9 protein-coding genes are annotated in these 24,200 nt (G+C 48.6%); 7 read left to right on the top strand and 2 right to left on the bottom strand.

Annotated features, from left to right (window positions below):
• Positions 1–11: 11 nt before the first annotated feature.
• Genes G8768_RS10620 through G8768_RS10595 form a run of 6 tightly spaced genes read left to right on the top strand, consistent with a single transcriptional unit; the run spans position 12 to position 22,920 of the window.
• Positions 12–5,381, top strand: a complete 5,370-nt coding sequence (locus G8768_RS10620; RefSeq protein ID WP_166847368.1) for a hypothetical protein — start codon at positions 12–14, stop codon at positions 5,379–5,381.
• A 27-nt stretch (positions 5,382–5,408) separates the two neighbouring features.
• Entirely contained in the window at positions 5,409–6,227 is an 819-nt protein-coding gene (locus G8768_RS10615) for a peptidylprolyl isomerase (protein WP_166847371.1), read from the top strand.
• A 1-nt stretch (position 6,228) separates the two neighbouring features.
• On the top strand, positions 6,229–7,047 hold the full coding sequence (locus tag G8768_RS10610) for a peptidyl-prolyl cis-trans isomerase (RefSeq protein WP_166847374.1): 819 nt from the start codon (positions 6,229–6,231) through the stop codon (positions 7,045–7,047).
• Between the two features lie 13 nt (positions 7,048–7,060).
• Positions 7,061–13,537, top strand: a complete 6,477-nt coding sequence (locus G8768_RS10605; protein WP_166847377.1) for a LamG-like jellyroll fold domain-containing protein — start codon at positions 7,061–7,063, stop codon at positions 13,535–13,537.
• Entirely contained in the window at positions 13,538–22,612 is a 9,075-nt protein-coding gene (locus G8768_RS10600; RefSeq protein ID WP_167202763.1) for an RHS repeat-associated core domain-containing protein, read from the top strand.
• Between the two features lie 14 nt (positions 22,613–22,626).
• A complete protein-coding gene (locus tag G8768_RS10595; RefSeq protein ID WP_166843625.1) occupies positions 22,627–22,920 on the top strand; it encodes a hypothetical protein in 294 nt (97 codons plus the stop codon).
• A 65-nt stretch (positions 22,921–22,985) separates the two neighbouring features.
• On the opposite strand, the gene G8768_RS21150 is transcribed toward G8768_RS10595, so the two are convergent.
• Positions 22,986–23,258: a DDE-type integrase/transposase/recombinase gene (locus G8768_RS21150; RefSeq protein ID WP_279545617.1), complete on the bottom strand. Its 273-nt coding sequence runs from the start codon at positions 23,256–23,258 to the stop codon at positions 22,986–22,988.
• Entirely contained in the window at positions 23,218–23,691 is a 474-nt protein-coding gene (locus G8768_RS10590) for an IS6 family transposase (RefSeq protein WP_279545615.1), read from the bottom strand. Before G8768_RS10590 ends, G8768_RS21150 begins: the two co-directional genes overlap by 41 nt.
• A gap of 72 nt (positions 23,692–23,763) precedes the next feature.
• On the opposite strand from G8768_RS10590, the gene G8768_RS10585 reads away from it, so the two are divergent.
• On the top strand, positions 23,764–24,192 hold the full coding sequence (locus G8768_RS10585; protein WP_166843624.1) for a T6SS immunity protein Tdi1 domain-containing protein: 429 nt from the start codon (positions 23,764–23,766) through the stop codon (positions 24,190–24,192).
• The last annotated feature ends 8 nt before the right edge of the window (positions 24,193–24,200 follow it).

Here is a 24,200-nt window from a genome sequence, read left to right as displayed (position 1 = left end):
TGGAAGTTGAAATGGAATTAAATCGACTCGACTTTAAAGCCCTGCGGTGTCTCTCGCTAAGTCTGCTTTTATTTGCAGGCTTAGTTCAGGCACAGATTGTGATTCCTCCTGGTGGAGGAGAGCAGCAGCCAGAAGAAATGGTCAGTGAACGTGAAAGCTATAAAGCCGAAACTTTGAATGACTTTTCTCAGGTATATAAAGTCGATCGTCACTTTTATAAATTGAAGAGTGAAGATGTCGGGAACCGCAGTCTGGTTATTCGTGTTGTTGAGAAAAAGGCTGGCGGAACCGAATTAAGTCGAGATATTAAAACCATTGCTCTGACTGTTGAGGAAGAGGCTGCGTGTTTGCCTCCCACAATTGAAGCGATATCAAGTCCTTCGGAACTGAGAAATGTTTTCAACTCATCTTTTCAGGGAAGTGGTTATTCCTTACAGGGGAAAACCAGCTTGGAGCCAGATTCCCTAATGGGAGGCTCATTCAATTATCAGTTACCTGGAGTGAAGGTAACGTTGAACGCTTCGGGTCGCTTAAGTGTTGAAAGCGGGAATCTCGATGGAAGTGATGATGCTGGTGGTTACAACATGCATGTTTATCGGGATGATGGCAATCTCGATCAGAGTGACCTAGTGTCAAGCCAGAACATTAACTCATATCCGGCTGGCATAGACCTTGATGCAGGGAATTATATAGTTGCATTTTCTGTATTTTCCTATGTAAGAATCAATGGTTCAAACTTGCAGTCAAGTTGTACTAGTGAGTGGTCTTTTTGTTCTGGAAGTCTTGATTTTTCAATGCAGCTTGCATTCGATCAAGGTGATATGACAATAGTTCCATTGCAAAGTGCAACACCATCTAAAGGTGTTGTTCCTCCGTTTCAATACAAAGCAACTTCTCCCGGTGGTATAAGCAGAGTAAGTATGCAACACAATGGCCAGTCCTTGGATTTAAGAACAGAAGATGAAGTTATCTATTTTTTGGATCTTGAAAATCCTGAGCACCTGAATTTTCTTGGGGGAGCAATAAGCGGCCAAACTCAGGTGGACATCACCCTGAGAGCTGAAAATAACTGCGGTATGAACTTCGAGAAACCCTATCGAATCGATGTGCTTCCAGATGTTGCTCCGAGTATCAGCAGTGCCAGTAGTCAGGCACTGAGTTTGCAGATCGGTGAAATTCAGCAGCGAGCACTAGTGGTTCAGGACCCGGGTTTCAATGTGCAACATATTAAAGCGGTTCTGCTTTCTGAAAATGCAGATCCATCAAGCTTGGATCTGTCTCTGTCAAACTACAGCAATGAAATTGTTGCGGAAGTTGGCAGTTTGAATCTTGACGACTATGGTTGGACGTCATCCAGAACCAGCGAGTTGAGTCTGCGGGTTCCTGTGGAAGCGAAGGTAGGTCTAAATCCTGGTAATTTTCAATTTCGTTTTTTGGTGTTTGATGGGCTGGGAAACAGCGTTGTTTCCAGTTCTGTAAATGCAGAGATCAAAGCATCGGATTTTCCACCGAGTCTAACGCTGACACCCCCGGGTTTTCGTATTCCTGCCGGTGGAAAAACCAACGTCGAGATTAAGGTACGACATCAGGCTCCATTGGCGAATCTGGAGTATCAAATTGGCAGTGCTGATGTACAAACGGTTAATTTGAATGGAGACCGGGAGTATGACGGCCTCGTGCAAATTGATATTCCCCAAAACGCACTTATCGGTGATTCCATCAGTTTTTCTGCTACTGTTACCGACCAAGGCGGTAAGGCGAGCACCGAGTTTGCTCAAATTGAGGTTGGTGATTGGGGTGAAAACAGTATCACTATTGATGCCAGCAGTGGTATCGAAGAACTTACTCTCGCGCACAGTTACAGTAATATTACCGTTTTAAATACCTCGGTGAGGTATGCCAACCCTGATATTCAATTAAATCGCCTGACGATTGGTAATGGTGGAGAGGTTATTACTCAATACCGTCAACTTGATGATGGCAGCGGTTCGGCAAATGAAAATCTGGGTGAATTAACAATACGCGAACAGCTGGACGTTCAGGCGGGTGGCATATTGAGTGTCGACTCACTGTACACCCGAACAATTCCAGGGTTCACGGATTTCCGAAGCTCACATGGTGGTGCAGCCCTCGAAGTCAATGCAGAGGCCTTTGATTCCATTTCTTTGCCAGTTTGGCCGGGTATGTCTGGCCCGGATCAAGGCCATCAAGAATATAATCAACAGGGCTCCGGTGGCGGGGTACTTATCATTCACGCACCAGCAATCGTTGTTAACGGTACGATTCATGCCAATGGCAAAGACGCATCTTCATCCGGTGCTGGTGCCGGAGGTACCGTTCGCTTACATACGACCAGCCTGTCGGGCACTGGTACGGTCAGTGCAAATGGTGGAAATTGTACAGGTTACTACTGTAATTCCAGTGGGGCAGGTGGACGTATTGCGATTTATTTCGACAGTTTTTCCGGTGGTGACATTCTTGACAGTCTGACCTTGCAAGCTCGTGAAGGTACTAAAATTCATCCTCGTAAGTCGTCTGGTCCCGGCACAGTTTATGTGAAGGCTCAGAGCGATGCCGCGCCAAGTTTGTTGATAAGTTCCAATACTGCAAATAATACAGCTCAGAATGATATTCCCAGCACAGTAATATATGGCCTTCTTCCACACACGATCAGTCAGATTGAAGATATTGGTTCAGGGCAACAAAAAATCACCATCAGTGACAATTTTAATACGGAGTTAAAGTGGTCCCAAACCTACCCATCAACGCTGGCAAGGCAGAGTTTGATTGGGCAGCCTTTTATTTTGGACAGTAGCCAAAGTGATGGCAGCATCTATACCGTTATAGCGAATACCGATAACAGTTTAACGATTGACTCAAGTGATGATCTTTCCTCTTATGTAGGTAAAGAACTGGTTGGTATTCTTCGTCTGAAAGAACTGCGAGTTGAAAACAAGGCGTCTATTAGTACTGGCCGCTTGTTGTACGCCGACTCGTACGACCTCACCAATAATAATTCCATCGATGATGTGCCTAGAATCGAGACCGGTGCAGATACGGTTTTAGGTCATCTGGATACCGCTCAGAAGAACACTTTTCTTGGCAATGTGATTGCAGACTCTGTAACGATCGGTGATGAGGGTTTGAACGTGCGCGGGAATCTTACCGTCAATGGAGATTTTTCGGGCAACGGATCTGTAGAAATTATTGGTGACTTAAACGCCGACAACTTTTTATATCAAGTTCAATACAGCAGTTTTAAGTTCAAGGTGGGTGGCGATACGGTTATTGGTTCCGGACTGTCGTTAGACCTTGGCACTTATGATTTCAATGGAGATCTCAGTGTAGACAGTATTGCTTTAACTGGAAATACAACAGTCAACGTTGGCAATAATCTTTCGGTTACTCAAGGTGTCACACAAAAGGACAGCTCTAAGCTGATAGTGGAAAAAGCCACTCAGATAGGTGCCGATCTTGATCTTGATAACAGCTCCTCTACCACTTTTGGTACGGGGAACTCGACGATAACGGGAAATGCGTTATTGGAAGATTCCTCATTTATCAGGGATAGTAGTGATTTCGGTATTCGTACAATTAGTGCGGCGAGCTTCAGCTTTCTGGAGAGTTCCGGTATTGCAGTGGTTGCGGCGGTGAATACAAGTGGTAACTTTACGTCGAACTCAAGCGGATACATAGATATAAAAGATGCCTTATCAGCACAGACAGTGAATATTGAAAATGTCGGGAATGTGACTATAGCAAGAGACGCCACCTTGTCGGCTACCGACGTTCTATTGACGAATGTCAATCGCCTTTATCTGGGTACTGTGTCCGCAGGTGGGCGTTTCGAAATCAATACAAGCAGTACTGATAATTCGAATTGGAGTATTGGTGGAATTGACGGAAATCCTCAAACCCAGATCAGTGCACGCAGAACAATCGAAATCGAGGGTGCAGCTAACGTAAGTAGCCTGGATTGCTCGGCTGTAACCGAACTGAAATTGAGCGGAGCATTTGTATCTTCCGGTGGAATATCTCTGGATGACTGCAAGATGGTGTCAAGCGAAGCGGTTAGCGCTGGTGCTCAGGTGAGCTTGAAGGCGGCAACGTTGCAAGCGGACAGTCTGACCTTAAGTGGTACCGAAGGCGTCATTAGCCAAAATGAGTCTGAACTTCGTGTTAAAAACACGGCGAATTTGAATGGCCCTCTGGTAGCTTCCAGCGGGAGCAGTTTTAAAGCAAGGAATCTCAGTGCAACGGTGTTCCAATTGGATGGCAGTACCCAGCAGATTGTCGTCAATGTTGAATCTTTGCAGAGTACGGCAGCTATGACGCTGCTCGATACAGTGATTCAGCCTTTTCAAAGCAGTGACAGCAGCTTTTTCGGTTTCGGTTATTCACCAATCTCTGTGCAGATTTCGAGTGGCGGCACATTACTGCTGAATGAAAATTCACGCATTGATATGACCAATGTACGTGCTGACAACTACGCAAGAGACGATTTAGGGCTTTCCTATCCCGCCTGTCTAGCTAACGAAACGGTATACTCCCACGCAGGTGTTGCAGCAGGTTTGACTGAGTGCTTCTACGGTCATTATGACCGTGCCGATACGGCAGGTTTTGGCAGCGATACTGGTGGTAGCATTTCACTTGAAGCGCCCACAGTGAATATACAGGGGAATGTATTGGCTTACGGGGCAAATCGATATGGCTCCGGTGGCAGTATCAAGATTCAAGCTGATCAATTGCTGGGTAGCGGTACGATTGACGTTCGCGGCTTCTGTGACAGTTGCGGTTCTGCCAATTCGGCCGACGGCGGTGGTCGAGCTTTAATTGCGGTTGATGATGTGAGCGGTTTTACCGGGAGTGTCTTTGCCCAAGGGGCTCAGGACAGTTCCCAGATTGGCGGTGCGGGCACAATTCTTTATGCCAACCGTGACCTCAGTAATCGTAAACTCATCGCCGACAATGGCGGCAATACGGCTGCCCAATACAGCACACCTGTCCATACGGTGGGTGAGTTGGTGATTAGTAATTTGACCGGCAGTGCCGGTATTTGGGATGTCGAGGTCGCAGGCACACCATGGACAACTGACAACGAGCTTGCTGGTCGACTCGTAAACCTCGATGTAAACGACGGTGCTGCACCGAACTACACCATTCATAGCCATACCGATAACACGTTGAAAATTCATACAGATGATGATCTTTCGGTATATGACGGAAAGACGCTCATCGGTGTGCATGTGTTTGAAATTATCGAAGTGAAAAACGGCGCGTATCTGGACTTCGGTGCAGACCGCGTCATCGTAAATAACATTGGCGCATCTACCATAGACCTGGACCGGATTCGTTCCGGCTCCGGTAGTGTGCTTCAGTAAAACCAGGTAATGAACAAGAGATTAAACATGAAACTCAACAAATTACGCTTAGTACTGGCATGTGCTCTGATTGCATCGCTGACAGCCTGTAATGATAAGGCACCATCAATTGCGACGGTGAACGGCAAAGGTATTACCGCTGAAGAGTTTGACGCCTTTCTGGCGTATCGAAACCTCAAACCTAAAGATGACGCTCAGAAACAAAAGCTTCTGGATGAATATCTACAACGTGAAGCGCTGGCCGATGCGGTCTCTGCATTGAATGAAGATTCAAACCTGGTTCAAGCTGAAATCAATGAGTTGCGCAAACAGGTTCAGATTAATCGCTATTTTGAAACGTATCTTGAGAAACGCGTCGACGAGAAAGCGGTAACCGCTTATTACGACGCTAACCCTGAAGAGTTTGAAAAGAAAAAGGTGCATGTGGCTCATATTCTGGTGCGAGTTGGTCCTTTGACCGACGATACCCAGCGTCAGGCAAAGCGCAATACCTTGCAAGAAGCCCAGTCTAAAATACAAGCAGGTATGGACTTTAAAGAAGCCGCCAAACTGTATTCTGAAGATAAAATTTCGGCAAAAAAAGGCGGCGATATCGGTTGGATTCAAGAAGGCAGTATCGCACCTAACTTCAGCGAGCTGGCTTTCAAGCTGCCAGTAGGCGACGTGTCCAACATTATTGAGACACCCTTTGGATACCACCTGCTGACAGTCGTGGAAGAGCCCAGCGTTATACGCCGCCCGTACAATGCCGCGAAAGGTGAAATTCGATACAAATTGCGCAATCAGTACAAGGATGCCGAAATCAGCCGACTGTTGGAAACCACTAAAGTGAAAAAAGAGGGCTGATATGGCTATTCGCGCTAAGCGCTTGCCGCTGACGGCATGTGTGTTTGGACTGTTTCTCGGAGCTTGTGCGGAAAAGCAGGAGCCTTTTATTGCCAAAGTTGGGAACAGTACCATCACTCAGGCCCAGTTGGATATGACCTTGGCCAAGGCCTACGGTCCGAACTATCGATCGATTGTCAGTGCCGATGCACGAGCAAATGCGCTCGATAGCCTCGTTCGCATGCGAGCCTTGGCCGATGCCCAGCTTGCCAAAATGGACAAGCAGGAGCTGGCCCAACTTGAGTTGGAAGTCGAGCGTTATCGGGAAGAGCGTTTGGTGGAAACCTATCTACAGGAATACAAGATGGGTACACCGCCGTCTGCTGCTGAGGTCGAGGCTTATTATCAAAGCAACATCGACCGTTTTACCGCGCCAGATAGCTATCACTATGAAATCTTGCAATTCAACGGTGTTGTTGACGAGCAGGATTTAGGTGAGCAATTGCAAACGTTGTCCTCACAGGCAAGCCGTGAAAGCTGGCAACAGGATTCGCTGCCAGAATCTTTGCGGCATTTACAGTCCAGTACCGCAACAACACCTGTTTCTGCACGTGTTAGGAATGTCTTATCGCGTTTATCACCAGGTGAAACTTCCTCTCTGGTGTACATCGACAATGTGCCGAAACTGTTTCGCTTGATTTCAAAAAATGACGGCGAGCGTCAGTCTTTGGCATCAGCAACCCGGGAAATACAAAGAGCGTTAACCGTTCAGTCGATCAAGGATTCGGCGAAAGAGGCCTCCGATCAGGTTTTGGCCGACCTCAAAGTGGAATACAAATAAAAAGCATTGAAGCATGAGTAATTTACGAATTTTGACATTATTGTGCGCTCTGGTCCTGACATGGTCAGCCCAGTTGAGATCCGAAACTCTCGCGGAGTACCGTTTCGATGAGGGCGCCGGAAATGTGGTTCGTGATAGCTCAAGCGTGGCGGGGCCATTAAATCTGAGTATTCACGATCCGAATGCGGATCAATGGCTGGCTTGTGGTGGTTTGGAAGTCAGTGGTGATATGTCGGTCAGTTCCCAACAGCCCGCAAGCAAAATTCGCAACGGCGTTATTTCCAGTGGCGAAGTCAGCGTTGAAATGTGGTTGAAGCCCTCTGAAGACGCCTCCTTTTTTCTGGATGAAATTGTCAATCTGTCCGGTCCATACAGGGAGTATTTCTGGATCAGCCAGTATGGCCGAGGATATCAGGCTGGTATCAGCATTGATAATGGTTACCGCAGAGGTAATCGCAGAATCCTTTCCAGTGATCCGGCCGGTTCGGGAAGCGAGGGTCTGGATCATCTGGTCTTCAGTCACAGTGACAGTGGTTCAATCAGTCTCTATATAAATGGCACCTTGGTTGATGAGGTTCAGGATAACTCTGGATTGGATCGGCAGTGGAGCCGTGGTAACAATGCCTATTTGTATTTGGCAGATTTGGGTTTCCTCAGTGATCGTTGGCAGGGGCAGTTTCTCTACCTCGCTGTTCACGACGAAAGCTTGGATGCCGCTGAGGTTCAGGCACGTTATACCAATGGTGTGCAGGGCAGTTGTAATCGGGCGCCGATTATAAGCGTCGAAGAAGGTGAAACGGTTTCCAACCAGGCGTTTAACCTCACCTTTGATGCCAGCGCCTCCCATGACATTGATGGGGATATTGCCTCTTATCGTTGGACGCTCAATGGTGAGGAAATCTCAACCGACGCCGAGCTGAATCACTTCCTTGATACAGAAGGTTTACATCGCCTGAAACTTACAGTAACTGACGATGGCGGTGCCGTCAGTGAGCAAAGTTGGGATGTGCAATTGCTGTCCAGCACATCACCACATCGGGTGGTTGCCGGTTTGCAGGCGATTTATACCTTTGCCGAAGGTCATGGAAGAGATGTTAAAGATGGCTCCGGGCACGCGCCTCTGATCGACCTGTATCTGGAAGATACCGGTCGCAGTGAATGGATGGCTTGCGGAGGTTTGACCGTAAAAGGTCGAGCACAACTGACATCGAGTAGCGGTATTGAAAAACTCTCGGATTCAGTATCTGACAGTAACGAATTCTCGGCGGAGTTTTGGTTACGCCCATCGCGCTCCCAACCCCGTTACGGAATGCTGGCCAGCATTGCCGGTTCAAATTTTTACCCTGATATGGAGATCTATCAGCACCGCCGGAAAATAGAAGTCGAATTTTTCAATGAATGGGGCGGAAGTTCGAGTCTGAAATCCAAGGATAAGCTCAAACAAAATAAATTGAGTCATGTGGTGATCAGCAAAGACAAGGACGGCATGACCTCCATTTACATCAATGGTCGCCAGAGTATTTTACGCCACTTGAGTGGTAGCGACTTGGGCTGGGATAAATTTGCTAACCTCCAACTGGTCAGTGGCGATGGGTACAACCGAGGTTGGCGCGGTGATATCCACATGGCGGCGTTCTACAGCCGGGCGTTGTCAGATTTGGAAGTTGATAATAACTACAGTGTAGGCGCCCCTGATAGCTGCGCTGCGAATACTCCCCCGGTTATTGTCAGTGAGCCGGTAACGACAGCGGGAATAGGGCAGCTTTATCAGTATCAGGTTCAAGCGGAAGATGCTGATGGTGACTTTTTGCTGTATGAACTGCTTACCAAGCCGGATGGGATGGAAATCAATTCAGCAACGGGATTGATTAGTTGGACGCCAGATCAAAACGGCAATTACGACGTAAAGCTCAAGGTGAGCGAATTGTTCACGGGCAAAGGTGTCGAGCAAAGTTATACCTTGAAAGTGGGAGCGGAGGATCGCGATGGCGATGGTGTTCCTGACGAAGACGATGCCTTCCCGGATGACCCGACTGAATGGGCCGATCTCGATGGCGACGGTATTGGTGACAATAGCGACCCTGATCGCGATGGTGATGGCGTTAACAACGATGAAGATGTCTTCCCGAACAATCCCGAGGAGTGGGCCGATCTTGATGGCGATGGTATTGGTGACAATGCTGATACGGATCGTGATGGTGATGGTGTACTGAACGATGAAGATGCCTTCCCGAATGACCCGAATGAGTCCAGCGATTTGGATGGAGACGGCATCGGCGACAACAGCGATCCGGATAAAGACGGCGATGGTGTCGACAATGACCAGGATGCTTTCCCGGAAGATCCAAACGAAAGTAACGACCTGGATGGCGATGGTATTGGTGATAACAGTGACCCGGATCGTGACGGCGACGGTGTGCCGAATGATCAGGATGCGTTCCCGAACAATCCAAATGAAAGTTCCGATATTGACGGTGACGGCGTAGGCGATAACGCGGATTTAGACCGTGACGGCGATGGTGTTGCCAATGAAAACGATGCATTCCCGAACGATCCAAATGAATCATCGGATTTAGATGGCGATGGCATTGGGGATAACAGTGATCCGGATCGCGATGGTGATGGTGTTGCCAACGATCAGGATGCGTTCCCGAACGATCCAAGCGAATCATCGGATATAGATGGCGATGGTATTGGGGACAATAGTGACCCCGATCGGGATGGTGATGGTGTCGCCAACGATCAGGATGCCTTCCCGAATGATCCCAATGAAACTTCGGATCTGGACGGCGATGGTATAGGGGATAACAGCGACCCGGATCGTGATGGCGATGGTTTTAGCAATGACGACGAAATCGAGCTGGGCAGTGATCCAAACGATCCGAATGATAAGCCTCTGGATACCGACGGTGATGGCATCCCAGACGCGCGCGACGATGACAAAGATAACGATGGCGTCGAAAACGATCAGGACGCTTTCCCATTGGATCCAAGTCGTTCCCAGCTGCCAGCCGTAGAACAATTGCAAGCGGTGCTGGCGCCGTTGCAGCAACAAATCAGTATTCAGTGGCAAGCACCTGCGGATACCACCAATATTGACCACTATGTCGTTTCTCGTCAGCGTCATGGGGAAACTTATAGCCAGCTGGCCGATGTCACTGAACTGGAGTATGTCGACAGCAGTGCGATCGCAGGTGAGTTATATCGTTATAAAGTCGCGGCGGTGACCGCCAACGGTTTGGTCGGCATCGAACAAGAGCAGGAAGTCTTTGCGGGTTTCAACACCAATCTTCCAGGCGGCTTAACGGTGCAACGGGTTTCGGGCAGCGAGGTTCAATTACAGTGGACGGCAGCTGCCACCGGCATTTTCCAGGTTCATCGCGCTGAAAATGATGGCGACTTCAGCTTGCTGGGAGAAGTAAGCAGCAACAGTTACACGGATGCGCAGGCGCCCTGGCAAAACCGCTATCGTTACAAAGTTCGCAATCTTCAGCGTTATACCCACCCGGTAACGGGGGGCAATGTTGATGTCTTTTCTCCATTCTCGGATGAACTGAGCATTGACGCCTTACCGGCATTGAGTGTGGTCGTCAAAGAGGTTGTAAAACTGGGTGAAGGGCAGTACCGGGCTATTCATCATCAGCAGGGCTTCTATTCCTTGAATGTGGCCGTAAGTGGGAGTCAGGGTGACGTTAGCCTGGAAGCCGAATCCAATGGCTCGCGTGTAACGGCTCAGGGTGGCAATGGCGATTTAAGCTTGCAAGTACCTGTTGAGGGACAGACCGCGACTTGGACAATAACACTCACCGAGCAGGATATGCCCCAGCGGAGTTTGCAGTTCACTCTCGAATTGGTGGTGGACAATATTGCTCCAGTACTCGCACCGATTGATGACCAGGATGTCCCTGCCGCGAGAACCAGCCTGGTGATTTCCGGACAGGTCAGCGATGACAGCGGCGCCATTGGCAGTGTTTATATTCGTTCTGATCGTTTGGGTGAGCAACAATTCTCAGGTGAAATTCAGGCCGATGGCAGCTTCAGCATTGAAATGCCTATCTTGGTTGGCGTGAACCAGTTAACCGTTTTCGCCACAGACCTTGCCGGGAATGTTGCTCAGCAAAACGTGACCATAAATCGTGAAACCGGAAATCAGCCTTCCATTGCGATTAGCAGCCCAAATAATAATTCCGTGGTCAATACCGAAGTGATTACGGTCAGTGGCTATGTGTACACCCAGCTGCCCGCGTCGCAGATACGAATGAGCCTGGGAGATCGAGTTTTATTCCCGAGCGATGCGCAAGATGGTCGCTACAGTTTCAGCTTTGACAATATTCGTTTGAGTGAAGGCATTAACCAACTGGTGGTAAAAGCCGAAACCTCAGCGGGCGATACCACTGCCAAAGTTAATGTAGAGTATGTGGCGGATGGCAACGGCGGTGGCAATGATGATGGCCCGGTTCTGGTGTTTAATGATGCAGCCACCGAGCGCTTCACTCAAAGGGACTCCCTGGTTATCGCGGGTTGTGTACGTGCGACATCGCTACCGGTTCAATTTACCGTGAACGACGCGCCGATTGCCTTGACTTTCAACGGAAACCAGGCCTGCTTTGATTACCCGGCCAATACCGCCAACGCCGAATCCGAAGCATTGAGTTTGTTGTTCCGGGTGGTGGACGCCGGTGCGAAAGAAACCGAGCAGACTATCCGCATAAGCAAAGACAGCATTAAACCGAGTTTTACTTTGGAGCAATCAGAGCTTCAGTTAAGTCCTGAAGTGAATGACGTCAGCAGTAACCCATTCACCTTGAGCGGCGCGGTACGTGATAAGAACCTGGCCGGTGCAAGCCTTAATGGGGTTCCACTCAAACTGAATCCAGGAGCGAACCCGGAAGAGTCACGCTTTAATACGGCGCTGCAGTTACCGGTAAATGAAGCGAAAAGCGTAACGCTGGAAGCTTGGGATAAAGCGGGCAATCGACAGACCTTGCGCTACGAATTGCGCAGTTCCAGTGCCTATTCGATCGAGTTGCTGACGCCAGACGTTAGCCAGACTCTGGAATTAACCGGGCCAACCGCCAATATTGAAATCAGCGCTCGTGTGTTGGGGCTAGAGGCCGGGCAAACCGTTGAACTTCAGCTCAATGACGATGCGCCGCTGACTATGCAACTGGTCGAGACTTTGGCGCGCAGCAATGTAAACCTCGATTTGAGCAGCAATCAACACCGACTGACATTGCGAATCTTGTCGAGTGCGGGTGAGCAACTCAGCCAACAGGTCTTCACGTTGACCACTCTGGATCTCAATAGCCTTGAGCTTCAAGTGCAAGAGCAAGTCCCGGTAGCGGGCAGTTTGCATAATGAACCAAACGATATTGTGCAGTTGCATTTTAACCGCGCCATTGATCCCGATTTATTAACCGTCACGATTCGTGAAACGGTCAACGGTCTGGATTATGTGCCCCCGAGTCGTATTCCCAAGGATTTCCCTGAACTGGATAACACTAAGGCGATTATTGTTCAGCGAAACCAGGAAACCGTGCCCGGAGAGTTGTCCATTCAGCAGGGGCTCAGCAGCGTCGCGTTTGTGTCCAGTCGTGACTTTGCCTATGGCTCTACGGTCTATGTGGATGTGAGTTATGACGGCGAAGAAATATCGCGATCAAACTTCAAGGTACGCGCCGTACCGAGCTTCTTACATGGCTTTATTCTGGATCAGCGCCAGGAGCCAATTGCAGGTATTGAGGTTTCGCTTCCTTCTCTTGGATTGACATCCACCAGTGATGTGAATGGCGGCTTCAGCTTTGGCTTTAACCTGCCACCGGAAAAAGCCCTGCGCGCAGGTCGCTATGAAATCGTGTACAACCCGGAAAAGGCATCCCCTCATTATGGCGAGGTGCGTGAATGGGTAACGGTTGAAGAAGGTAAATTGAGTCGTGCAAGAGCCGTTGTCGTGCCGTTGTTGAACAAGGAAGTACCTTATCGTCCAATTGCCAGCGCTAGCGAGCAGGTCATTCTTGCCAGTGGTGAATTGGAACTCAACTTAAGCCAGGCGCAATTGGAATTTTCTCAATTACGCGACAATGGTTCGGTTCACGTACAGTTCACGCCGTTCCAGCAAATGAGTTACATCGCTCAAACCGGGGCATTGCCTCAATGGGTGTATAACATTCAGCCAGCCAACATTCAGTTACGCGGCAGTTTCAGTGTCCGAATGAAAATGCCGGCTTTCCGTGGCAGCTACGACTACATTCCTCAGGACGATTCGCTGGTGGTAATGGTCGGTCTTGATCGAGACTCAAGACGCGTACTGCCGATTGGCGTTGGACGAATTAAAGCGGGTTGGGTAGAGGCCAGTATTGACAACGCCAATACCCTGGACCAGCTGGGTTACGTCATTGCGTCACCGCCACAACAAGCATTATTACAAGCCTTTTTAGATGGTGAGACCAGTATTCACGCTCTTCGAAATGGATTGGAGCAGGGCAACTAAATGAGCAACAAGATGTTTAACAACTTTTTTAAAACGGTATCTCTTTTCATCTTATTCGCACTGCTGCCTCAGTTCAGCATTGCGGAAGTTGCTAATTTTAAACACCGTGGTTACGTAATGGCCCGTGGTCCTATTTTGGGCCCCAATGACCAGCCAATTCTGGTTGAAGTGGATCAATATGGCGAAGAGCTTCAGGAAATTGGTGAAGTTCATGGAGCGCTGGAAGGGGTAGTTCCAACGTCAGCTGTTGATTATCAAGCCCGCGTTGAAAGTTTTAAGTTGTTCAAGGAAAACGCAGACCCGGATCTCATCAAGGGTGCCCTGGTTTTGAGCACAGTCTCTGAAAACCTGGTCGCGAAGAGTGAATACAAATCCTACTGTGAATCACTTCCCCAAATTGAAGTCGCTTCACCGGTTGCAGGTGATCCACCGCTTAAAAAGAATGTTCCTTGCCCGGACGTTAATTCGTCCACCATTAAGAGTGTTTATTTTCGATCAAGCGATACCATTGTTGATCCAGATGTACTGGGGCCAGAGGGCCCAATTCTGTTTCAGTCCACCATCGACCTGCGTAATTATGAAGACCTCAGTGAAAGTTCTTCTGATTCTTACGTTACCGTTTTGCTTAAGAAAAACGGCGATATCGCCCGCGAGGCAAAAGGGGGGCTGTTCAGAAATACCGTCACCTATAAGTGGGGTGAATTCCTTGAAGACGGCGAGGGCGGGAAAAAAGCGTCTCGTACCTTGTTCAATCAGGAAACCCACGACGCCGTCATCAAACCTATTCCAGGGGTAAGGGTATTCAACTCTTTGGCGAACGAGGTATCTGTTACTACCGGTGAATACGGTGAGTATCGCCTGAATATGTATTTGCCGGTGTGGGACTGTGATTCCTTCTCGTTTGACGGGCAAATGATCGCTGAAATTCCCTATCGGAATTTCAATCCCAAAACAAAAAACATTCTTTCAACGGGCTTCTATAACGCCGTAGCCAATACCTACGATTATTACATACCCACAAATTTTGATTTCTGTTACGGCTGGAGCCCAGCTTACCAGCGACAGCGAGCAAACGTTGTGGCCATTCTCGCAACCATTGCCGTACCCATTAAAAGTCGAACAGACCTGAGAGTGGATTCGATCATTCTGACCGGTGAGGGCAGTATTGACGTTGAAGTGGAAAGCACTGCTTACGATCAGGAGCGTGCACAAGTTCAGGAAATCGACCCGGCAAACAATGTGCTGCACTACGATTTTGATGGCGATCGCAACCTCGATATCGCCGTGTTGTATCAGGGGAAATATTACGTCTACCTGGGTGGACGTCCGCCAAAATACGATACTGAATTTCCCGATAAGCCCATTGAGGAAGATCTGGTTCGTCTTGCTGACCACCTGCCGGATTTCCAGGATCGAGGCTTGTTGAAAAGCATCTCATTGGAAGACCTCCAGCAAACCGATATTTATGTGTTCCGCGCTTCGACCGGGCAGCTTATTCATGAGCGTATTGGGCTTGAGGAAGAGGAGTTCCAACCTTTTAACCTGGTGGGCGCTGACCAAGAGAACACTGAAAGCGCTAACTTCTACTACAAGTTTTTGATCCGCGGTCCAACGTTTCTTGAAAGACATACAGGCTCACTGGAAGACTGGTGGAGCAAAACCGGCATTAAAATCGAGCTGTTTGAAGGTCGTAAAGCCGATTATCTGCGCATGGGTGAGCGTGTTCAGATTGTCGCGGTAAACCGGGCCACAGGCTATGTGGGTTCAGTAACCTCCGTTCTGGAGCACTCGCAACTTGATCAAGGCACCAGCATTGCTGTGGATATCAGCAAACTGGTATTGCGCCCACCCAATCTGAAAATTCGTGCAGAGCGCACAAGCAGAACTGAACTGGGTCTCGACAAGGGTGAGATCAATCGTTACTTGATTGGCGGCGAAGGTTCCGCCTTAAGCGATGATACCTACATTAAAATCGACACTGAATGGTTTGACCATGATGGCAACACATTGCCAGCGGAATTGCCGGGCTACAGTGCCATGCTGGCCAAAGTGGTGTCGCCAGGAAAACTGGCGAAGGATGCCGCCTGTGGCAGTCAGCTGAATACCATTGAAATCAAACCCGGTGTTCACCCTCAGCTGCTCAAATTGAGCGGCAGCTGTGATCTGCAAAATGAACATTACTATCTTTACGTTTGCGGTCACAACATCGACAGCGAGGGTAAAGACCAGTGCTTTAACTTTAACGGCGAAGGCGGCCGCCCAAGCGTTTATGTGCCAGTAAAGGTGCCAGTTTACGACGAGATTGCCAGTCGCCAACGTCAAAATGCCCACGAATACGCTCGCCAGGATGACCTGCTGAGCGACACCGAGCGCAACCGTGATCCAGAACCGGTTTACCGTTGGGCCTACCGCCCAGAAATGCAGTTCAGTGTTTACGGTTTGAAGGTAAACGGAGTTAATGCCTACGATAAAGAGGGCGCGCCACAGTATTTGGATTTGCGTGGAGAGCGAGTGGCTGAAATTGGTGCTCAATCTACCAGTTATGTGGAAGTGTTGCACGATCTTTTCACCTCCCCGAATGGGCCGCTTTCACTGTTTTCTCCAGATAAAAAACTGGTGTTTGCGCTGGGCGAACATGAAATCGAAGCGACTGCCGGAGCGGCGAATCGTATTCTCTTTGAAAACATCGAGCACCTGTCGAGCCTAACGGCCTCGGATCATATTACCTTACGATTGTTCGATAATAACGATACCCACAATATCCTTTGGCAGTATACCTTTAGCCCCGATTACAGCGGACGTAGTACGTTTACCCGCGCTTATATGCGTGGCGTTACCTCATCAGCGTCTCGATTGGGCAGTTTTAAAATCTACGATGTTGATGTGGAAAGCCCTTCAAAGGTCACGGTAAAGCTGTATGACCACGAGGAACGTTTCGAGCGTGATCTTGTTGAAGAAACCGACATGGAAGCGGGTGCCCATCAGTTTTTGATGACCCGCAAAGATCTGGAAGATTTTGTACCCCGCGCCGGTGAAACCGATCTCCACATGCGCATTATTATTGAGCCAGACAACGGTGACCCGGAAGTCGTGGTTCAGTACAAGATCGAACTCGACGATAGTTCGACAGGCGATATGCTTGGCCAGATCATTGAGCACGATACCTTAATTCAACGTGGCGCATTAACTCTGCAGCGTCAGGATATCAGCCTGCAAGGTCTGGGTCCTCAGCTGAACTTTATCCGCAGCTACAGCAATGAAACCAAAATTGAAAATGAGCAGGGGGTAGTCGGCCCAGGCTGGACTCACAACCACAATCTGTTCGCCAAGGTTCTTCGTTATTCAGATGGTAACGCGCCCTATGGCGACAATCTGCCAAGCTGGGTAAAAGATACACGTAATGAACAGGACGACGAGCAACCTCAGCTGCTTCTGAAGTCAGAAATGGAAGCCTTGCAGACCCATGCAGTATATCCGAGCATGGTGTTGATCAGTAATGGTGGTATTTTTACCCGTGAAACCGTCTTCGATGATTGGGTTCCCCAACGTGCCCGCCATGGTGTATTGGAAACCAATGATGAAGGTTTTTGGCTGTATCGTTCCAAAGACGGCACCGAGTATCACTTTGAACAGTTTGACAGCGATAAAAATCGAATGATGCTGGATCGTGTTGTCGATCGAAATAGCAATACGCTGACCTACGAATACATTACCCTGACCGGGGACAAACTGGTCTCAAAGGTGACTGATGCGGTAGGCCGCACCTTGAACTTCCGTTATGGCATTCACAATTATGCGCCGCGCCTGGAGTCCGTCAGTACCTCGGTTGGCATTCAATTGGACTTCGAGTATTTCCCGGATGGCGATCCGATGGCGGGCTTCCTGAAAAGCTTTAGCCGTGAAGATTTTGTCGAATCCTATGAATACGAACTGGTCAACCCTGATCCAGTCGCAAATCTGGTGGCCGTAACGGATGCTAATGGTCGTCGCCACAGCTATGAATATTTCCCCTGGGATGATTCTCCGGTTCATATGCGAAATCGCGTGCCCGGTATTGTGCCCAGTGATTTGGTTCGCAAAGTCAACTACCCCGGTGGTGACAGTGCGGAAATTAAATATCCCGCAGGAGGGGACAATGTTCGCGAAGTGGTTGATCTTCGCGGTAATACCACACGCTATACCTTGAACCTCTATGGCAACCCGATACTCATCGAAGAGCCTGAAGGCCGTGTTACGGAGTTTGATTGGAGTCTGGATCTTGGCGAGCCCGATAACGTCATGCGACGTAAAAAAGATCGCTCCATCAATGCCGAATGGCACTACGAATACGATGCAAAGGGTAATCTCACCAAAGAGACTGATCCTTTCAATAACAGCATGACCCAGAGCTGGGATCAGCGTTACTCGGTGTTGCTCGAACGCACAGATAAAAACGGCGTGGAATTCCGTCAGACGCTGGATGGCAAAGGTAACGTTACGGCGACTACACTCACTGAAAAAGTGATTGGTGAAGCTGGTGGCAGTGGCAGCACAATTAGCGAGAGTTTTGCATACAACAACAAGGGCCAGAAAACATCGCATACCGATGGTCGCGGTAATGAAACGACCTATAAATACGATATCTACGGAAACCTGGAAGAAAAGAAAGAAGCCCTTGGCAGTGTTACCCGGTATCAAAATACCGATCGTGGCTTGATGACTCAAAGCACCGACCCTAACGGTAATATCAGCCGCTTTGAATACGACAAGCTCGATCGACTGACAAAAAAGACCGACCCGGCCGGCAATACCGTTGAGTATGTCTATGACAAAAAAGGCAATAAGGTCAGCGAAACCAGTCGCGACAGCTATCTGGATCAAAACCGCCGTTTATTCCTGAGCTATCAGTACGATGAACGCGACCGCGTTGTTTCTGTAACCCGCCAGGGCAGCAATAATACTGAAAACTACGACGGCCGCATGCGCTACAGCTACGATGCCAACAGCAACGTCGTGCGTGAAAGCGATTGGAAAGGGCAGTTCACCGAACATGAGTACGATGATTTAAACCGTCGCACCAAAACCACCAACGCCCTCGGCGACGACATGAGCTACGCCTATGAGTTCACCAACGATGGTTTGCGCAAAACCATGGTGGATTACGAAGGCCGTACGACTGTCGAACAAATGGACAAACTGGGCCGCAAAACCTCTGTGGCCCTGCCGTTAAGTTTCAGCCGAAGCTATGAGTACGACAAAACCAAGAACCTTCTGGCTCAGACAGACGAAAACGGCAATCGAACTCGCTTCAGTTACAACGAACGCTACCAGAAAATTGCCCAGCTCGACGCGCTCGACGGCGTATACCTTTGGGAGTATGACGACGCCGGTAACCTGAGCGCCACGGTTGATGAAGAAGGTCGTCGTAGCACTTACACTTACGACAATCAAAATCGCATGACCGCCAGCACCGATGCTGCGGGTCGCGACAGCACTTACGGCTATGATGCCAATGGCAACTTGACCAGCGAAACTCGCCCCTACGGCTTCGCGTTCAGTTACCGCTACAACGCCTTGAATCAACAGGTGGGCATCACCAACCCCGATGGTGGTGAAGAGAGCAAAAGCTACACCAACGATGGCTTGTTGGTGCGCCATCAAGACGCCGAAGGCCGAACCAGCATCATGGTCTATGGCCCGGAACAACGCCTCTATGAAAGCACCGATCCGGTTGGGCGCAAAACCGCGCAGAGCTTTGATCTGAATGGCAATGTATTAACAACCACTCTGAGTCAGAGTGGAGAAGGTCCGCTCACTAGCAGCAACAAAACCTACACTTACGACGCCTTGAATCGCAAGCTGAGTTTGAACGAGGCCAATATTCGTACCACCAACTGGGAATACGACAAGGTGGGCAATGTCTTAAAAGTCACTCGCCCCAATGGTCGTCAAACCAGCTCCAGCTACGATGATCTCAACCGTGTGCTGACGGTTACCGATGCCATAGGTGGGATTACTCGTCAGAGCTACGATGGCGTAGGTAATGTACTAAGCCGCACCGATCGCAGAAACTTTACGTACAGCACCGAATACGATGCCCTGCATCGTCCGACCCTGAAAACCGATCCGCTCTCCCAAACCGAGCGCCTGATGTATGACAAGGTCGGCAATATCACCCAGCTGACCGATAAGCGCGATATTGTGACCACCACCACCTACGATGGCATTAATCGTCCATTGGTGGAAACCCGTGGCGGCATTCGCCTGAGTACCCGCAGCTATGCCGGTAGCGGTGGACGTGAAACTCAAACACTTGTCGATGCTAACGACAATACCTTTGTTACCGAAAAAGATTTCCGGGGCAATACGCTCTCATTAACCTTTGCGGATAACAGTGTTCAGAAACAACGCTATGACCTCTCCGGTTTTATGACCGAAGAGGAAGACGAATCCGGCTTTATCACACGCTACAACTATTTTGCGGATGGCCGGGTAGCCAGCAGTCAGAATCCGGAAGGTGAAACCACCAGCTATCGCTACGATTTGTTCGGTAACCAGCGTCAGATGACCCGCCCATTGGGTGCCGTGCAAAATCGTGATTACGATGCCCTAAACCGTTTGGTGCGTGTTAGCGATGCCCTCAACCAGCAAACCCAGTTCCAGTACGATGCCAATGACAACCTGCTGGTGCAAACCATGCCGGGCTCGGCACCGGTTAACTTCACCTACGATGTACTCAACCGTCAGCTCAGCCGTGAACACGGAAGCTTAACGAGCAGCTACGAGTACGACGCCGAAGGCAACCTGACCAAAACCACTGACCCCAAAGGGCAGGTGTTTACTCAGCAGTTTGATCAGCTGGGCCGCCTGCAGCAGCAAGACTTCCCATCGGGGAGTGACCTAAGCAGCGTGACCACCAGCTACGATGGCAACAACAATCCGCTGAGTGTCAGTGAAACCACCAATCGCGGCACTGAACTCTACAGCTATGCCTACGATACTCTGGATCGCCTCACGCGCAGCGAACAACGCGGCCAGGTATTAACCTACCAATACGACAATAACGGCAACCGCACCCAGCTGGTCTCCCCAGGGGGCAGCAGCGATTACCGTTACGATAACCGTAACCGTCTGAGCGAAGTTCAGTCCGGCAGCGAAATCAGCCGCTATCACTATCTGGCCAATAGTTGGCTGGAAAGGGTAGAGAATGCCAATGGCAGCCAGGTGGCGTATCAATACGATAACGCCGGCCGCGTGGTGGATATCCAAAACAGCTTGGCCGGTGGTGGCTTACTGTCGAGCTTTGCCTATCAGTACGACAACAATGGCAACCGTACCCAGCAAGTTGAAGTGCAAAGCGGCTTTGCCGATACCCAAAGCCTGACCACCACATACAGCTACGATACCTTAGATAGACTGACCCGCTATACGGAAAACGACGGCAGCGAGAATAAAGAAACGGTTTATACCTATTTCCCAAGCTACGATCGTAAATCCGAAACCGTTACGGTGGGCAGCCAAACCGAGCGCCAACGTCAATACACCTATGACAACATCAATCGCCTGACGACCATCACCGAAGCCGCTGGCGGTGAAATCAGCTACCTGTACGACCGAAACGGCAATCAGCTGAGCCGCACCGATACCATCGACGGTGCCAATGACAGCACCTTGTTCACCTACAACAGCCGAAACCAGCTGACTCAGGTGCAAAACGGCGCGCCCGGCAGCGAAGCCAGTCAAGGGCAAAACCACTACGATTACCGTGGCATGCGTATTCGTCAGTTGGGCTCATCCAGAGGGGATATCGAATACCTCTATGACCAAAAGAGCATCGTAGATGAACTGCAATCCGGTTCCACACTCGCACACTACACCTACGGTGACCGCCTATTAAGCCTCAACCACAGCGGCGAATCCCAGTTCTATCACTACGCAGCACTGGGTACCACCGCCAACCTGAGTGACAGCGCCGGGCAGGTAAAGGTCTCGTATCGCAGTGATGTCTTTGGTAGCATTACCAAGCAAGAGGGTACGAGTGTTAACCGCCAGGTGTTTACTGGCCAGGAGCATGATGAAAATACAGGCTTAATTTACTTCGGCGCACGCTTCTACGACCCAGCCATTGGCCGCTTTATGACCCAGGATACGTATCTGGGTGAGAGCAATACGCCACCGAGCTTGCATCGTTATTTGTATGCCTATAGTAATCCGACGTATTACTTTGATCCGAATGGGCATGCAGCAGTTGCTGCTCCTCTTGCTGAAACTGCGATTGTAGCCGCTGAAAATGTAGCTGTTACTGGGGCTATAGCTCTTGCTACGGGTGTTGACAATAGTGTTGATATAGAACCACTAGATGACCTTCCCCCGACTTTGCGTACTGTTGCCAAATTGATGGTTGTTCAGCAGGTTGTTTCAAGTGCGCTTGAAAATATGGCCTCGGATGTTTGGTCTACAATTACCACTGAAAATGATGCTGGTCCCCTGAGCACAGCTGATACAGAGGGTAAAGCACGAGTTGATTTGGGGCGCAATGAAGGATTCCCTGCGTTAACGGAACAGCTGCCAACTAATACTGGTGGTAAACAGATAGAAGAAGGAAATATACGTGATTCGATTCTATCTTCACCAAATGTTGGTCCTAGGGAAGGATATGATACTGGTGGTCAACATACAGTTGAAACTGGCCCGATTAATATGTATCGGGATGAAGATGGTGTTAACGAGAAAGATGGTTTTAATTCTGAAGCTGATGTTACGAATACTGTAACTGGGTTTCATGGAACCAAGGCTAAGAATATTGAGTCAATTAGAAATGATGGCGCAATGAACCCAAATTCGGAAGGAGAAATTTTCCTCAGTGGAAACCAGTCAGATACGTTTGTTCATGGTGCCGACTCCTCAATTGGAGGAGCACTCTCAGCTAAAGTTACTATAGATGTTGGTAAGGCTAACTCTGTAACTAATATTTCCGTTCCAGGAAACCCAAATGCAATATTGATTAAAACGGATACGCCGCTTTCTACCACTGTAGATTCTGTGACAATTCGAAAACCTGATGGAGATGGTGGTTTCGAATATGAAGATCAATAACTTTTGGAGATGAAATGTTTGTTTTAACTTTCAGCGATGAAATAGTCGAGGTCTTGATTGCTTACATATCACTATATATTGCCGCACCTCCTGATCCAATTGAAGTGAAGGAGTTTATAGAAAAAAAATGTACTGAAAAAGATCTTGAGAGGTCTTTTTCTACTGGTTTGATAACAAAGGATGAGCTTTGCTCTTTCATATTGGGGCATGTATTTACGAAGTTTATTTTGAATAAAGGTAGTGTTGAAGTTGTTGAGAGTGATGTGGAAGAAGTAAGAGTTAGATTATTAACATTATTTTTTAGTTGATGTTGTACTGCTGGGCACCGTCAACTTAACTTTTCAATTCGATAAAGAAAAACGAAGCTGGCCAACTATTGAGCAGTTTCCATGTTCGAGGCACAGGTAACCTGTTGCCACTGTGAAAATGCTCTGTTTCTAAGCTCTCGGTAGTACTTTGCTTTTAGCAGGTGTCTTTGTTGTCGAAAATGATTATTGATCACTCCGTGGCAGGTGAGGAACCTTTGGGCTTGGCCAACTGATTTGAAACGCCGCATTTGCCGTTCCTGCTGTCGAGTTTTTTGATGGGAAATTTCAGCGATATTGTTATGATATTGTGCGATGGAATGTTGCACTGTGCAGCCCAAGTCTCTTAGTGCAGAGCGATAGCTGGCCAGTCTGTCGGTTGTTTTTTTTGGTTGTTTGAGTCTGAGTTTTAAAGAGTTTTTTAAAGAACCTAGTGGCAGCATACTTGTTTCTGCGTTTGGTAATGAGTATATCCAGCTCACTGCCATCTGATTTAACAGCACGCCATAAGTAATGCGGTTTCCCATTGATTTTGATAAAAACTTCGTCAAGAAACCAGTGATTTCCATGTGTCCCATGTTTCTTCTTTAGAGTTTTGGCGAAATAGGGTGCAAATTTCAAGCACCATTGTCGGATGGTTTCGTAGGAAACCGTTACGCCTCGAATGGCTAGGATTTCCTCAATATCGCGAAAACTTAAAGTAAATCGGTGATATAACCATATGGCGTGGGTGATAATGGTCTTAGGGTATCGGAAACGTTTGTAGGTATTCATGAGGTGAAGTTTAGCATGTAGGTTAAGTTGACAATGCTAATGTGATTTAGGGGTGTTACTTCTGAAATAGTTATGAAGAATAAATATTGCGTTGTTTTTAATGAGCCTAAACCAATAACAGAATTAGATTTGTGGCCTGCCCAAGCAGGTAGGTTCGATCTCATTTTAGGGCATAGTCTTTTTGGCGATCTGTTTTTGATGGATAGTTCGAATGATCAATTGGCCTTGTTGTATGTCATGCCGCCTGAGCTAAATGAAATGCAGTTCTTTGGTAGGCAATCTTTTGCGAATGATTGCCTCGAACATGAAATCATTAGAGAAGATGTGTTGTGTGAAGAAAAGGTTGATAAATTAGAGGGGGTAGTTGGCATTTTAGAGGAGGGCGAAGTTTATATTCCTGAGCCATATCCCTTTTTAGGTGGCGACTTGAAAATTGAAAGTTATTCAAAAGGTCAATTGATGGCATTTCTCTCGATTATAGGAACCCTTCAGCTCGAATGAGGTAAATA

This window comes from Pseudoteredinibacter isoporae, assembly GCF_011602085.1.
GTDB lineage: Bacteria > Pseudomonadota > Gammaproteobacteria > Pseudomonadales > Cellvibrionaceae > Pseudoteredinibacter > Pseudoteredinibacter isoporae.
Note: the sequence above shows the minus strand (reverse complement) of the source record. Positions and strands in the feature narration are given on the sequence as shown.